The 13,466-nt window shown below is 63.6% G+C and carries 11 protein-coding genes; 8 read left to right on the forward strand and 3 right to left on the reverse strand.

What is annotated here, in order from left to right:
* The first annotated feature begins 92 nt into the window (after nt 1-92).
* Both OKB87_RS16040 and OKB87_RS16045 read left to right on the forward strand, forming a co-directional pair.
* A complete protein-coding gene (locus tag OKB87_RS16040; protein ID WP_270827979.1) occupies nt 93-1,463 on the forward strand; it encodes a phosphatidylserine decarboxylase family protein in 1,371 nt (456 codons plus the stop codon).
* Between the two features lie 205 nt (nt 1,464-1,668).
* A complete protein-coding gene (locus OKB87_RS16045) occupies nt 1,669-2,493 on the forward strand; it encodes an alpha/beta fold hydrolase (RefSeq protein WP_270827980.1) in 825 nt (274 codons plus the stop codon).
* Between the two features lie 36 nt (nt 2,494-2,529).
* On the opposite strand, the gene OKB87_RS16050 is transcribed toward OKB87_RS16045, so the two are convergent.
* On the reverse strand, nt 2,530-3,126 hold the full coding sequence (locus OKB87_RS16050) for a LysE family translocator (RefSeq protein ID WP_270827981.1): 597 nt from the start codon (nt 3,124-3,126) through the stop codon (nt 2,530-2,532).
* Between the two features lie 104 nt (nt 3,127-3,230).
* On the opposite strand from OKB87_RS16050, the gene OKB87_RS16055 reads away from it, so the two are divergent.
* Nucleotides 3,231-4,130 carry a LysR substrate-binding domain-containing protein gene (locus OKB87_RS16055; protein WP_270827982.1) on the forward strand — a complete coding sequence of 300 codons (900 nt, stop codon included), beginning with the start codon at nt 3,231-3,233 and terminating at the stop codon, nt 4,128-4,130.
* Between the two features lie 212 nt (nt 4,131-4,342).
* Nucleotides 4,343-6,235 carry a methyl-accepting chemotaxis protein gene (locus OKB87_RS16060; protein WP_270827983.1) on the forward strand — a complete coding sequence of 631 codons (1,893 nt, stop codon included), beginning with the start codon at nt 4,343-4,345 and terminating at the stop codon, nt 6,233-6,235.
* 65 nt (nt 6,236-6,300) lie between these two features.
* Here the strand turns inward: OKB87_RS16060 and OKB87_RS16065 are convergent, their stop codons facing one another.
* Both OKB87_RS16065 and OKB87_RS16070 read right to left on the reverse strand, forming a co-directional pair.
* Nucleotides 6,301-6,813, reverse strand: a complete 513-nt coding sequence (locus tag OKB87_RS16065; protein ID WP_226032542.1) for a lipocalin family protein — start codon at nt 6,811-6,813, stop codon at nt 6,301-6,303.
* A 17-nt stretch (nt 6,814-6,830) separates the two neighbouring features.
* Nucleotides 6,831-7,733, reverse strand: coding sequence for an AraC family transcriptional regulator (locus tag OKB87_RS16070; protein ID WP_263680180.1), 903 nt, complete (start codon nt 7,731-7,733; stop codon nt 6,831-6,833).
* Nucleotides 7,734-7,879: 146 nt separating this feature from the next.
* Here OKB87_RS16070 and yqhD point away from each other — a divergent pair, with 146 nt between their 5' ends.
* The 4 genes from yqhD to OKB87_RS16090 all read left to right on the forward strand — a co-directional run bounded on the left by yqhD (nt 7,880) and on the right by OKB87_RS16090 (nt 13,422).
* Nucleotides 7,880-9,043: an alcohol dehydrogenase gene (gene yqhD / locus OKB87_RS16075; RefSeq protein WP_162517942.1), complete on the forward strand. Its 1,164-nt coding sequence runs from the start codon at nt 7,880-7,882 to the stop codon at nt 9,041-9,043.
* 507 nt (nt 9,044-9,550) lie between these two features.
* Nucleotides 9,551-11,077 carry a Re/Si-specific NAD(P)(+) transhydrogenase subunit alpha gene (pntA, locus tag OKB87_RS16080; protein ID WP_011707743.1) on the forward strand — a complete coding sequence of 509 codons (1,527 nt, stop codon included), beginning with the start codon at nt 9,551-9,553 and terminating at the stop codon, nt 11,075-11,077.
* 11 nt (nt 11,078-11,088) lie between these two features.
* Complete coding sequence (gene pntB / locus OKB87_RS16085; RefSeq protein WP_041216802.1) at nt 11,089-12,573, forward strand: Re/Si-specific NAD(P)(+) transhydrogenase subunit beta; 1,485 nt, start codon at nt 11,089-11,091, stop codon at nt 12,571-12,573.
* Between the two features lie 96 nt (nt 12,574-12,669).
* A complete protein-coding gene (locus OKB87_RS16090) occupies nt 12,670-13,422 on the forward strand; it encodes a substrate-binding periplasmic protein (RefSeq protein WP_270827985.1) in 753 nt (250 codons plus the stop codon).
* Nucleotides 13,423-13,466: the final 44 nt, after the last annotated feature.

A 13,466-nucleotide genomic window follows, 5' to 3' on the forward strand; every position in this document is an offset into this window, starting at 1 on the left:
AGGGTCGGTGCCCTGGCATGCCGTTGGCAGGCCGGCACTCAATGCTCAAGCCGTGGATTGTGGGCGTGAACATCAGCTGAGGAGAGCGAACCATGAACAAGGCAGTTGAAACCCGATTGAACAAGTCCCGTCCCGGTGGCTGGATCCCCCGCGATGGCGCCCATATCGAGCGCTGGATCCGGCGGATCAAGCACTACGTGACCCAGCAGCCGCGTGCGCTGGTGCCCCCCATCGCCGAGCTGCGGGATCTGGTCCATGCCGACCCTGCGCTGCATGCCCAGGCCGAAGCCATGTTCAAGGAAGCCTGGCGCCACAAGCACCTGACCCCGCTCGGTCAGCCAGAGGTACGCTCGTTCGAGGAGTTCCTGGGGCTGCTCAACGGCATCATGACCATGGCACCCGAGGCGTATCAGGACATCCCCAGCCACGAGCCATCCGGTCTCATCGGCTTTCCCATCAATGCTCTGCTCGACTGGCCCATGGCCACCCAGTCCGGCTATCACTTCTTTGCCAACGCCCTGATCAACCAGCAGTTCAAGAAGATCCTCGACTACTGGGCCCAGTTCCTGCAGAGCCCGGCTTCCCGCTACGTGTTGAATGAACCGGTCAGCCGGCTGGATCAGGAGACCCTGGTGGTGCCCTGGCTTGGCAAGGTGGCCAAGGCCGAGATGGTCAAGGTGGCGAACGAGGCGGTCGGGGAGGGGCCCAACCCCACGCCGGGCAGCTTCGAGCAGATCTTCGAGTGCGAGCCGGCGGCCGAATACCACGGGTTCAGCTGCTGGGACGACTTCTTCACCCGACGTTTTCGGGCCGGGGTGCGGCCGGTATCTGCGCCGACGGATGACAGTGTCATCGTCAACGCCTGCGAATCGGCGCCGCTGCAGGTGCGCAAGGAGGTGAGCCGCAGCGATCAGTTCTGGCTCAAGGGGCAGCCCTATTCGCTGGACAACATGCTCGATTTTGACGATCTGGCGCCCCGTTTCGAAGGCGGCACCGTCTACCAGGCCTTCCTCAGTGCGCTCAGCTACCACCGCTGGCACAGCCCGGTGAGCGGCACCATCCGCAAAGTGCGCATCGTCAACGGCACCTACTATCTGGAAAACCAGTTCGAAGGCTTTGCCGACCCGCAGGGGGCGGATCCCAGCGCCCCCAACAATTCCCAGCCGTTCCTCACCTCGGTGGCGACCCGGGCACTCATCTTCATCGAGGCCGACAACCCCAAAATCGGCCTGATGTGCGTGGTGCCGGTGGGGATGGCCGAGGTGTCGAGCTGCGAGATCACTGTGCAGGCGGGGGATCGAGTGCAGAAGGGGGATCCGCTTGGCATGTTCCACTTCGGCGGCTCCACCCACTGCCTGCTGTTCCGCCCCGGTGTCAGGCTGGAGTTCGACTTCCATGGTCAGACCCCAGGGCTGGATGCGACCAATATGCGGCTCAATACCGCCATCGCCCGGGTGAGATAGGGATAATGTTGCCTAAAAAGGCCGCCATATGGCGGCCTTTTTCATTGGCGCGAGGGGCGGGCAGGAACTGGTAAATCGAATGAACAGCGCCATCGTCATAGTCTGAGCGAATGGTGTTGATACGCTGATCAAAATTCACCGGCTCGCCGGGGCTGGCCATAATCGGGGGCCGCCATCGTTGGCCCATCCATACCAAGGAGATCCCATGTCCCCCCGCTGCACCGAATGGACCCAAGCCCTGCAACTGGGGGAGGTGCGGCTCGACATCGCCGCCATCGGCCGCCCGGGTACGCGTGCCCCCGTCGTCTTCCTGCACGGCTTCGGCTCCACCAAGGAGGATTACGCCGACCTCGTCCACCATCCCGACTTCGACGATCGCCCCTTCCTCGCCTGGGATGCCTCCGGCTGCGGGGCAACCACCCTGGACAGGCCGGATCGCATTGATCTGGATCTGCTGGTGCTGACGGCACTCAAGATGATCGAGAGCAAGGGGTTCGGGCGCTTCCATCTGGTGGGCCACTCCATGGGCGGGCTGACCGCCCTGCTGCTGGCATATCGCCATCCCGAGCGGGTGCTCAGCTTCACCAGCATGGAGGGCAACTTGGCGCCGGAGGATTGCTTCCTGAGCCGTCAGGTGCAGGCCTACCCGGCGCAGAGTGACGAGGCCTTCTTCGCCGCCTTCATCGAACGCACCCGCCATGGCCGGGACATGGCGAGCGCCCTCTATGCCGCCAGCCTGCGTCACAAGGTATGCACCGAGGCGGTGCGCCCCATCTTCCGCTCCATGGTGGCCCATTCGGATGAGGGGGGTCTGCTCGGCAAGTTCCTCGCCCTGCCGTGCCCCCGGCACTTCCTGTACGGGGAGCAGAACGCCCACCTCTCCTATCTGGGGGCGCTGTCGCAGGCCGGGGTCAGGCTGACCGAGATCCCCCGCTGCGGCCACTTCCCCATGTATTCGAACCCTGTGCTGATGTGGTGGGCGCTGGCCGAGTTCTTCGAAGAGAGCGAGCGCTACATGGCCGCCGGGTGATACGCGCCCTGGTGGGCATCGAGAGTGCGGGGCCTCCTAGCCCCGCAGCAGCACCATGGCGAGCAACCCGAAGGCGAGGGCGCCGAGGCGGTTGATCCAGCGCCCGCCACCCCCTTGCAGCCAGCGCCGCGCCTTGCGGGCCGAGAAGATGTAGCCGCCGTGCACCAGCACCATCAGCAGGCAGAAGCTGGAAACCAGCAACAGGAACTGCGGCAAATAGGCGCGCCGATGGTCGATAAACTGGGGCAGTATGGAGAGGAAGAAGATCAGCGCATTGGGGTTCGTGAATTGCAGCATGACACCCTCCCAGAACAGCCGGTGGCGGGCCGATGGCGGGTTCTCACCCATCCTGGGAGGGGGGCTGCGCCACAGCTTCACCCCGAGCCAGGCCAGGTAGAGCACGCCGCCGTAGCGCACCCGCTCGAAGGCGGTGGGGGAGGTGGCGAGGAGCACCCCCAGGCTGGTGGCGGAGAGGGTGGCCACCCCCAGCACCCCGCAGGTGAGGCCGGCCATGCCGACTAGGGCCGGTCCCAGCCCGTGATTGAGGGCATTGGTGAGGGACTTGAGGGTGCTGGGGCCAGGACTCAGTATGGTGAGCCCTGCCATGGCGATAAACATCAGGTAGGCTTGCACGTCGCTTCCTATGTTGTTGAGAGGGTCGGCGTCATTGTTGTGAGCCTATGCCTATACGTAAAATTCAAAGAAAGTAACGACCCGATTCGAACAGGCTATCAACCATGATCAATTTCCGACTCGTCCGCCATCTCTGGCTGTTTCTGGCAGTGGCCGAGGAGCGCCATTTCGGCCGCGCAGCCCGCCGCCTCGGTATGACCCAGCCGCCCCTGACCGAGCAGATCAAGGTGCTGGAGCATGCCCTGCGGGTGAAGTTGTTCGATCGCACCCCTAAGGGGGTGCAGCTCACCCCGGCGGGTCAGGCGATCCTGCCTGCGGTGCGGCGGCTGGCGGATCAGCTCGAACACCTGGAGCTGGCGGTGCGGGAGGCGGCATCGGGTCAGGTGGGGTTGCTGACCATAGGGGCCATCACCTCCGCCATGCTGGACGAGCTGCCGGCGGTGATCGAGCGGCTCAAGCTGAGCCATCCCGGCGTCACCGTCTCGGTGCGGGAGATAGACAGCGCCGACGCCATCCCGGCGCTGGAGAGCGGCGAACTGGATCTAGCCCTGGTGCGGCTGGCCGGGCGGGATGAGGGGAGTATACGAGTGCGCCCCTTGAAGCAGGACAGGCTGGCGGTGGCCCTGCCCCTGACCCACCCGCTGGCGAGGGAAGCGTCCGTGCCCCTGGCTGCCCTGGCGGAGGATCCCTTCGTCTTGTTCCCCCGCGCCCTCAACCCGGCCTATTTCGATACCCTGATGGCCTGCTGCCACGAGGCGGGCTTCGCTCCCCGGGTGCTGCATGAGGCGCGTACCGTAGCCTCCCAGGTGGCCTTCGTCGGCTGTGGCCAGGGGGTGGCCCTGGTGCCCGAGCCCCTGCACAAGAGCGCCCCGGCCAACGTGGTGATCCGCCCCCTGGCGGGAGAGGTGCAGGTGGTAACCACTGCGCTGGCTTGGCACGGGGAGCGCCCGCCCGCGCTGCTGAATTTGCTGCTGACCGAGCTGGGTGGCGAGACCCCGCTCTGAGGTCGCATCGACCCGTCGACAGCTGACGCCTTGCTCGCCGAAACGAGGGCTGGCAGACAGGGATGTCGCCATTTTCGTGATCGGTAGCACGTCCTGCGGCTTAAAAGGCACAAACTGAACGGAGTCACTAAAGTCCCGGTGCCTGTTCGCCGATAGCCTTGATTAAATAAGGGTCTCTCCCTGGCCCGTCACAACAACAAGGATCCGTAGTCATGACACTTTCGTTGCGCGGCAAGCTGCTGGCCACCAGTCTGGGGGTGGTGCTGCTGATGGCCTCACTGCTCGGCATCGTTGCCTTTCACACCCTCAAATCCCGCACCATGAGCGCCATTCAGAGCGAGGCGGTCAACTATGGTCACGCTTACTCGGTCGCCATCGGCGACTGGATGGCGGATCGCAAGAACACGGTGCACGCGCTGGTGAACCTGATCGCCGACAACCCGCAGGCCGAGCTGGTGCCGCATCTGAAGCAGGCCTACACCTCGGGCGGGTTCGGGCTTACCTACTTTGGCTCGACCCAGGGGGTGATGACCCGGCAGGACCCCTCCCTCAACACCGGCAACTATGACCCGCGCGAGCGCCCCTGGTATCAGGACGCGGTGAAGGCGGGGCAGCTCATCGTCACCGCTCCCTATGTCAGCGTCACCATGCAGAAGCTGGTGGTCACCCTCTCCGAGCCGGTGCTGCATCAGGGCGAACTGGTCGGCGCCGTGGGTGCCAACCTGGCGCTCGACAAGCTGATCGACGAGGTGCTGGCGATGCAGGTGCAGGGCGAGGGGTACGCCATGCTGCTCGACAGCAGCGGCCTCATCGTCGGCCACCCCAACAAGGAGCTGGCGCTCAAGCAGATTGGTGAGCTTTCCCCCGACCTGTCAGCGGCCACCTTCCAGCAGTGGGGCCGTGAGAACAACGAGTTGCACGCCGCCACCCTGGACGGGCGTGACGTGCTGCTGGCGGTGCAGCCGGTGGCGGGCACCGACTGGCTGCTGGCCATGGTGATGTATCGCGACGTGCTGGAGGCGCCGCTTGCCACCCTGCTGTGGCAGTTGGTGGGGCTGACCCTGGTGCTGATGCTGGTGTTCAGCGCCCTGCTCACCGCCATGTTCAAGTATCTGTTTGCCGATCTGGGCCGGGTGGCTGGTGCGCTGCACGACATCGCTCACGGCGAGGGGGACCTCACGGTGCACATCAACACTCGCAGCAAGGATGAGGTGGGTCAGCTGGCGGAGAGCTTCAACCAGTTCGTGGCGCGGCTGCACGGCATCGTCAGCCGGCTGCGGGACGTCACCGTCGAGCTGGCGGCCCAGTCCCGCACCCAGGCAGCCGGGGCCCAGTCCCGCAGCCAGCGGGTGCGCCAGCAGCAGGACGAGATCGTGATGGTGGCGACCGCGGTGACCGAGATGGCCTCCGCCACTCAGGAGATCGCCGGCAACGCCGAGTTTGCCGCCACCACCTCGGGCGATGCGGTCAAGCTGGCGGTCGCTGGTCAGTCACAGGTCGGTCAGAGCCAGCGCAGCATCACGGGGCTGGCGGACGAAGTGGCGGACGCCAGCCAGATCATCGTGGAGCTGGATGCCCACGCCCAGAAGATCAGCGGCATTCTGGCCACCATCAGCGGCATCGCCGAGCAGACCAACCTGCTGGCGCTCAACGCCGCCATCGAGGCGGCCCGGGCCGGTGAGCAGGGGCGCGGCTTTGCGGTGGTGGCGGACGAGGTGCGGGTGCTGTCACGCCGCACCCACGACTCCACCGACGAGATCCAGCAGATGATCGAGACCCTGCAGCAGACCACCCGCCGGGCGGTGAGCGGCATGGAGACTAGCCGCCAGCTGGCAGGTACCAGCGTGGAGGACGCGGAGTCCGCCAACCTGAGCCTGGGGCAGATCAACGAGGCAATCGGCGCCATCAGCGACATGGCGACCCAGATTGCGGCGGCGGCCGAAGAGCAGACCTCGGTCACCAGCGAGATCAGCCGCAACACCGAGAACATCCGTCACGTCTCCCAGGAGCTGGCCGAGCAGGCCAATCAGGAGGCGGCACAAGCGGCCGAGCTGAAGGGGCTGACCGAGCGGCTGGAGCTGGAGATCGGCCGCTTCAGGCTCTGATCATCACTCGAACGTTCATGAAAAAGGGCAGCCCGCGGGCTGCCCTTTCTTATTTCACGACAGGCTCAAGGGGTCTGTTTGACCCAGATCAGCTGATCGGTGGCAAAGCCCAGCGATGCCGCCTTGGCGACCAGGGCATCCACTTTGTCCTTGGGCGGATTGGGTGAGCGGGCGAGGATCCAGAGATAATCGTGGTTGTAGCTGGTCACCAGCGAGAGCTGGTAATCGGGGTCCAGCTCGATGACGTTGTAGCCGCCGTAGAAGGGGCCGAAGAAGCTCACCTTGAGCCGTGCTTCGTCCGGTTTGTCGACGAAGTAGGCCTTGCCCTCGGCTTCGCGCCAGCTGCCGTCGCTCTGCTTGCCGCGGTTGAGCACCTTGACCCCGCCATCGTCGCGCAGGCTGTAGGTGGCGCTCACCTGCTCCAGTCCGCGCTCGAAACCGTGGTCGAGGCGGGCTATCTCGTACCAGGTGCCAAGATAACGATCGAGCTGGAAGCCGGTAACGGGGCGGATGCCGTCAGCGAGGCCGGTACAGGCCGTCAGCAGGCAGGCGGTGAGCAGACAAAGCAGTGCACGCATGAACAATTCCTCTCTGGTTATCCCTCTATGATGCGCAGCTGGCCTTCCCTAAAGCGGGAGGCCTGATCCGTCGGCGTGCTGCCGAAGAAGCGCTTGTACTCCCGGCTGAACTGGGAGTTGCTTTCGTAGCCGACCCTGGTCGCCGCGGTGCCCGCCTTGATGCCGTCGTGCAGCATCATCATCCGCGCCTTGTGGAGGCGAAACGACTTGATGTACTGCAGCGGCGAGGTGGCGGTGACCGCCTTGAAGTGGTGGTGGAAGGCGGAGACGCTCATGTTCACCTCCCGCGCCAGCTCCTCCATGGTCAGGTTGTCGGCGTAACGCGACTCTATCATACGCAGCACCCGGGCAATCTGGCCCACATGGTTGTGGCGATTGGCGAGCGCCTGCAACGCCGGGCCGCCCCCCTCGTGCAGGGCGTAAAACAGCATCTCCCGCACCGTCTGCGGCCCCAGCACCCGGGCGTGGTGGGGTTTGTCCATCAGAGCGATCAGCCGTTCGGCGGCACAGAACATGGCCTCAGACAGGGGCACCGAGTGGACGCCGCTCTTTTGCGGGGCAGGTGCGGGCAGGGCATCCCCCAGCTCCAGCAGCAACTCCTGCAGGGTCACCAGGTTGATCTCGAGGGAGAAGCCGATGAGAGGCTGCTCGGGGGAGGCGAAGCACTCGCACTCGCAGGGCAGCGGCAGGGTCATCAGCAGGTAGTGGTTGGGGTCGTAGCGAAACACCTGGTCCGCCAGATAGCCCACCTTGTGCCCCTGCAGGATCACTATCATCCGCGGCTGATAGAGCACCGGGGTGCGGCCGTGGTATTCGGTGGTGTAGATGAGGCTCACCTGATCCACCGGCGAGGGGGTGATGCCTGGGGCGGTGACGTGGCGGGCCAGCTTGGCGGCGAGATCGGTGTAGCGGGTCTGCATGGGATACTCTTGGGTTCTGTTTTGGCTGCTTTGTAGGAATAGGCAAAAATAAAGCAGGATGTTGCCTTGATGGTACTGGTTGCCTGGAGAAAAATGCAATCACATTTTTGCGGCCAGGCCGCCAGATACTCACAAAGGCAATGTCGATGAACAACTTTACCCTGCATACCCCGACCAAGATCCTGTTCGGCAAGGGCCAGGTCGCCCAGCTGCGTGAACAGCTGCCGCGCGATGCCCGCATCCTCATCACCTACGGCGGCGGCAGCGTGGTGCGCAGCGGCCTGCTGGCCCAGATCCGCAGCGAGCTGGCCGGCATGACCCTGTTTGAATTCGGTGGCATCGAGCCCAACCCCACCTATGAAACCCTGATGGGCGCGGTCGAGCTGGCCCGCGCCGAGCGGGTCGACTTCCTGCTGGCCGTCGGCGGCGGCTCCGTGCTCGACGGCACCAAGTTTATCGCCGCCGCCGCCCACTATGATCCGGCCCGGGATCCCTGGCACATCCTCGAGACCGTGGGCAACGAAGTGCGCTCCGCCATCCCGCTCGGCGCCGTGCTGACCCTGCCGGCTACCGGTTCCGAGATGAACATGGGCGCCGTGGTGACCCGTCGCAGCAGCGGCGACAAGGTGCACTTCTTCTCACCGTTCGTGATGCCGCGCTTCGCCGTGCTCGATCCGGTGCTCACCTACACCCTGCCCGCCCGTCAGGTGGCCAACGGAGTGGTGGATGCCTTCATCCACATCCTGGAGCAGTACCTCACCTATCCGGTCAACGCCAAGGTGCAGGACCGCTTCGCCGAAGGCTTGCTGCTGACCCTGCTGGAAGAGGGCCCCAAGGCGCTGGTGGAACCGGAAAACTACGAGGTACGCGCCAACATCATGTGGAGCGCCACCCTGGCGCTGAACGGCCTGATCGGGGCCGGTGTACCGCAGGACTGGGCGACCCACATGCTGGGCCACGAGATCACCGCCCTGCACGGCCTCGACCACGCCCAGACCCTGGCGGTGGTGCTGCCGGCCCTGCTGCAGGCCAAGCGCCAGCAGAAACACGCCAAGCTGCTGCAATACGCCGAGCGAGTGTGGGATCTGCGCAGCGGCAGTGACGCGGAGCGCATCGATGGCGCGATCGCCGCCACCCGCGACTTCTTCGAGCGGATGGGGGTCAAGACCCGGCTGCGGGATTACGGCGTGGCGGACGCAGGAATTGATACCCTGCTCGGCAAGCTGGCGGAACACGGCATGACCGCCATCGGCGAGCACGGCGATATCGACCTGGTGCAGAGCCAGCATATTTATGAGGCGGCCTGGTAAACGGGGCGCACTGGCCCGTCACCATCGAAACGATTAAATAGCAGGGGCCGGATCCGCTCATTTGGCGGGTAGCCGGCCCCTTGTCTGTTACAAAACAGTTACTTTTTTCGTTTTCGGCCCGATATCTGTGATCCGTGCGGATTTCGTAAGAACAAAAAGCGCTAAGATAGAGGGCCGGTAAAACATTTTTTTTGACTGGTTGGATCACTTTTTCCAGCGCTTTTTACTGGTATAAGTCGCTAATTTGGTTTGTTTTTTTAAATCATGGTCCGGGACGGGCTGAATTCTGTACGCGCCCCGCCGGGACTGCGGTTGTAATAAAACTCCAAAATTTGATACTAATCACCTTCGCGCCTGAAAAGCGGGGGCCTGGCCATGACAGGAGGTTGAGGTAAAGCCTACTGATTTTCATAACAAAGGGCCCGTGACCTGCACTTTGGTCATGTCTTGTTTCGCCAGAAATGCGACACTGGGCAGCGATTGTTTATTAACCATCAGGGAATAGTCATGCAGATTGGAATACCGAGAGAGAGTCTCGCCGGTGAGACCCGGGTCGCAGCGACCCCGGCTACCGTTGAGCAGCTGAAAAAGCTCGGCTTCGAGGTCGCCATCGAGGCCGGTGCCGGCCTGCTGGCCAGCTTCGATGATGCCGCCTTCGAGGCTGCCGGTGCCAGCGTGGTGCCGAGCGTCTGGCAAGCCGACCTCATCTTCAAGGTCAATGCGCCGACCGATGCCGAGATCGCACAAATTAAAGATGGTGCCACCCTGGTGAGCTTCATCTGGCCTGCCCAGAACCCTGAGCTGGTCAAGAAGCTGTCCGCGCGCAACATCAATGTGATGGCGATGGACATGGTGCCGCGGATCTCCCGTGCCCAGTCCCTCGATGCCCTCTCCTCCATGGCCAACATCGGTGGCTATCGTGCCGTGGTGGAAGCCGCGCACCAGTTTGGTCGCTTCTTCACCGGCCAAATCACCGCAGCCGGCAAGGTGCCGCCCGCCAAGGTACTGGTGATCGGTGCCGGCGTAGCCGGTCTGGCCGCCATCGGTACTGCCGGTTCCCTCGGTGCCATCGTGCGTGCGTTCGATACCCGTCTGGAAGTGGCCGAGCAGATCGAGTCCATGGGTGGCGAGTTCCTCAAGCTGGACTTCGGTGGCGAGGATGGCTCCTCCTCCGACGGTTACGCCAAGGTGATGAGCGAAGAGTTCATCGCGGCCGAGATGGCGCTGTTTGCCCAGCAAGCCAAGGAAGTGGACATCATCATCACTACCGCCCTGATCCCGGGCAAGCCGGCACCCAAGCTGATCACCAAAGAGATGGTGGACAGCATGAAGCCGGGCTCGGTGATCGTGGACATGGCTGCCCAGGCTGGCGGCAACTGCGAATACACAGTGCCGGGTGAACTGCATGTCACCGGCAACGGCGTCAAGGTGATCGGTTACACCGATCTGCCGGGCCGCCTGCCTGCCCAATCCTCCCAGCTTTACGGTACCAACCTGGTCAACCTGATGAAGCTGATGTGCAAGGAGAAGGACGGCAACGTCGCCATCAACTTCGAAGACGTGGTGCAGCGCAACATGACGGTGATCCAGGCCGGTGAAGTGACCTTCCCGCCGCCCGCCATCTCGGTCTCTGCCGCCCCGCAAAAACCGGCTGCCGCCAAACCGGCCGCCAAGAAGGAAGCGGCCAAGCCCTCCAACAAGAAGTTCGTGTTCGGTGCCCTCGGCATCGCCGCCTTCGGTTGGGTTGCTGCCGTGGCGCCTGCGGCGTTCCTCTCCCACTTCACCGTATTCATCCTGGCCTGCGTGGTCGGTTACTACGTGGTGTGGAACGTCTCTCACGCCCTGCACACGCCGCTGATGTCGGTCACCAATGCCATCTCCGGCATTATCGTGGTCGGTGCCCTGCTGCAGATTGGGCAAGGGTCGACCCTGGTCACCGCATTGGCCTTCGTCGCCGTGCTGATTGCCAGTATCAACATCTTCGGCGGCTTCACCGTCACTCAGCGCATGCTGAAGATGTTCCGTAAGGATTAAGGGGGTTTAACGTGTCTCAAGGACTGGTAACAGCATCCTATATCGTTGCCGCCGTGCTCTTCATCCTCAGTCTCGCGGGACTGTCGAAGCAAGAGACGGCCAAGCATGGCAACCTGTTCGGTATCGCGGGGATGGCCATCGCCCTGCTCGCGACCGTGTTCAACCCGGAAACCAGTGGCGTTCACTGGATCATTCTGGCCATGGTGATCGGCGGTGCCATCGGCGTGCGTCTGGCGCTGAAGGTCGAGATGACCGAGATGCCAGAGCTGGTGGCCGTGCTGCACAGCTTCGTGGGTATGGCGGCCGTGCTGGTGGGCTTCAACAGCTTCATCGATCTGCACCCCTCTGCGCCTGCTGAAGTGGTTGTCTCCGTCGGTTCCAACCTGGATGCCACCCTGGCAGCCGCCCGTGCGGCGTTCGAGCAGGCGGCAAGCATAGCCCAGGTCGAGCACCTCTCCGGCGCCATGCTGAACATCCACCTGGTCGAGATCTTCCTCGGCGTCTTCATCGGTGCGGTGACCTTCACCGGTTCCGTGGTGGCGTTTGGCAAGCTGCGTGGCCTCATCTCCTCCAAGCCGCTGATGCTGCCGCACCGCCACAAGCTGAACCTGCTGGCCGTGGTCGCCTCGCTGGCGCTGATGGTCTACTTCGTCAACGCGGGCGGTTCTACCTTCGCCCTGCTGGTAATGACCCTGATCGCCTTCGCCTTCGGCTGGCACCTGGTGGCCTCCATCGGTGGCGCCGACATGCCGGTGGTGGTTTCCATGCTGAACTCCTACTCCGGTTGGGCGGCGGCGGCGGCGGGCTTCATGCTCTCCAATGACCTGCTGATCGTGGTGGGTGCGCTGGTGGGTTCCTCCGGTGCGATCCTCTCTTACATCATGTGCAAGGCGATGAACCGCTCCTTCATCTCGGTGATCGCCGGTGGCTTCGGCTCCGACGGCGTGGCCTCCACGGCCGACCAGGAGATGGGCGAATACCGCGAAACCAGCGCCGAGGACGTGGCTGACCTGCTGAAGAACTCCAGCTCCGTCATCATCACCCCGGGCTACGGCATGGCGGTGGCACAGGCCCAGTACCCGGTGGCTGAAATCACCCAGAAGCTGCGTGATCGCGGCGTCAAGGTGCGCTTCGGTATCCACCCGGTGGCCGGTCGTCTGCCAGGCCACATGAACGTGCTGCTGGCGGAAGCGAAAGTCCCGTATGACATAGTTCTGGAAATGGACGAGATCAATGAAGACTTCAGCGATACCGACACCGTGCTGGTGATCGGTGCCAACGACACCGTCAACCCGGCCGCCATGGAAGATCCGGGCAGCCCCATCGCCGGCATGCCGGTGCTGGAAGTGTGGAAGGCGCAGAACGTCATCGGCTTCAAGCGCTCCATGAACACTGGCTATGCTGGTGTGCAGAACCCGCTGTTCTTCAAGGAGAACACCCAGATGCTGTTCGGCGATGCCAAGGCCAGCGTCGAGGCTATCCTGAAAGCGCTGTAAGCGCCGGAGAGGAAAGCAAAAAAGGAGGCTCCGGCCTCCTTTTTTATTACTCACTTTTTGGTATATCCTCAGCCAATACACAGAGGAGATCACTGCATGGTGTGGCGTAAAGGATGGATCCTGCTTTGCCTCTGGTGGGGGTGGGCGGCACAGGCGAGCGAGCCACCGACCCTGACCCTGCTGACCGAGCTGTGGCCGCCCTATGTGATGCGGCTCGATGACGGCAGCCTGGGCGGTGCCGATCTGGAGCTGGCCCGCACCGTGCTCAAGCGGATGGGTTACCGGACCACGGTCAAGGTACTGCCCTGGAAGCGGGTGCTGCAGGAGGCCAGGTTCCAGCGCGGTGATGCCATCGTCGATGCCTTTTTCGAGGAGCGCCGGCTGGAGTGGTTGCACTATCCGGATGAACCCCTCTCCCAGAGCGGAGAAGTGCTCTTCTTTCCGTTCGCCCGGCCCGTCGACTTCCAGGGGCTGGCCAGCCTCAAGGGGTTGCGTATCGGTACCCAGGCCGACTACGCCTACGGCGAGGAGTTCCTCACCTCGGCCCTGTTTACCCGGGTGGCCATGACCGGGGAGAGCAACATGATCAAGCAGTTGCACCTGATGATGGCGGGGCGGCTCGATGCCGTCGTGATGAACCAGATGGTGGGCCGTTACCTGCTCAAGGGGCAGGGGCTGCAGGATCAGGTCGGCCACAGCGAAAAACGGGTGAGCGAGAGCAACCGCAATTTCCTCGCCTTTACCCACAGGCCCGGCAACGAGCGGCTGGCCTATCAGTTTTCCCTCGCCCTCAAGGCCTTCAAGCAGACCCCCGAATATCAATCTCTGCTGACCCGTTACGGGCTCTGACTTCCCCGCTGCCGGCTGAACCAGGTCGGCAGCGACCTGCCGTG

It is taken from the genome of Aeromonas sp. Y318-1, assembly GCF_027706125.1.
In the GTDB taxonomy this organism is placed as follows: domain Bacteria; phylum Pseudomonadota; class Gammaproteobacteria; order Enterobacterales; family Aeromonadaceae; genus Aeromonas; species Aeromonas hydrophila.

Excerpts from the sequence above, each read along its gene's own strand:
- OKB87_RS16040 (WP_270827979.1), top strand. The coding sequence starts at position 93 with ATGAACAAGGCAGTTGAAACCCGATTGAACAAGTCCCGTCCCGGTGGC.
- OKB87_RS16045 (WP_270827980.1), top strand. The coding sequence starts at position 1,669 with ATGTCCCCCCGCTGCACCGAATGGACCCAAGCCCTGCAACTGGGGGAG.
- OKB87_RS16055 (WP_270827982.1), top strand. The coding sequence starts at position 3,231 with ATGATCAATTTCCGACTCGTCCGCCATCTCTGGCTGTTTCTGGCAGTG.
- OKB87_RS16060 (WP_270827983.1), top strand. The coding sequence starts at position 4,343 with ATGACACTTTCGTTGCGCGGCAAGCTGCTGGCCACCAGTCTGGGGGTG.
- OKB87_RS16065 (WP_226032542.1), bottom strand. The coding sequence starts at position 6,813 with ATGCGTGCACTGCTTTGTCTGCTCACCGCCTGCCTGCTGACGGCCTGT.
- OKB87_RS16070 (WP_263680180.1), bottom strand. The coding sequence starts at position 7,733 with ATGCAGACCCGCTACACCGATCTCGCCGCCAAGCTGGCCCGCCACGTC.
- yqhD (WP_162517942.1), top strand. The coding sequence starts at position 7,880 with ATGAACAACTTTACCCTGCATACCCCGACCAAGATCCTGTTCGGCAAG.
- pntA (WP_011707743.1), top strand. The coding sequence starts at position 9,551 with ATGCAGATTGGAATACCGAGAGAGAGTCTCGCCGGTGAGACCCGGGTC.
- OKB87_RS16090 (WP_270827985.1), top strand. The coding sequence starts at position 12,670 with ATGGTGTGGCGTAAAGGATGGATCCTGCTTTGCCTCTGGTGGGGGTGG.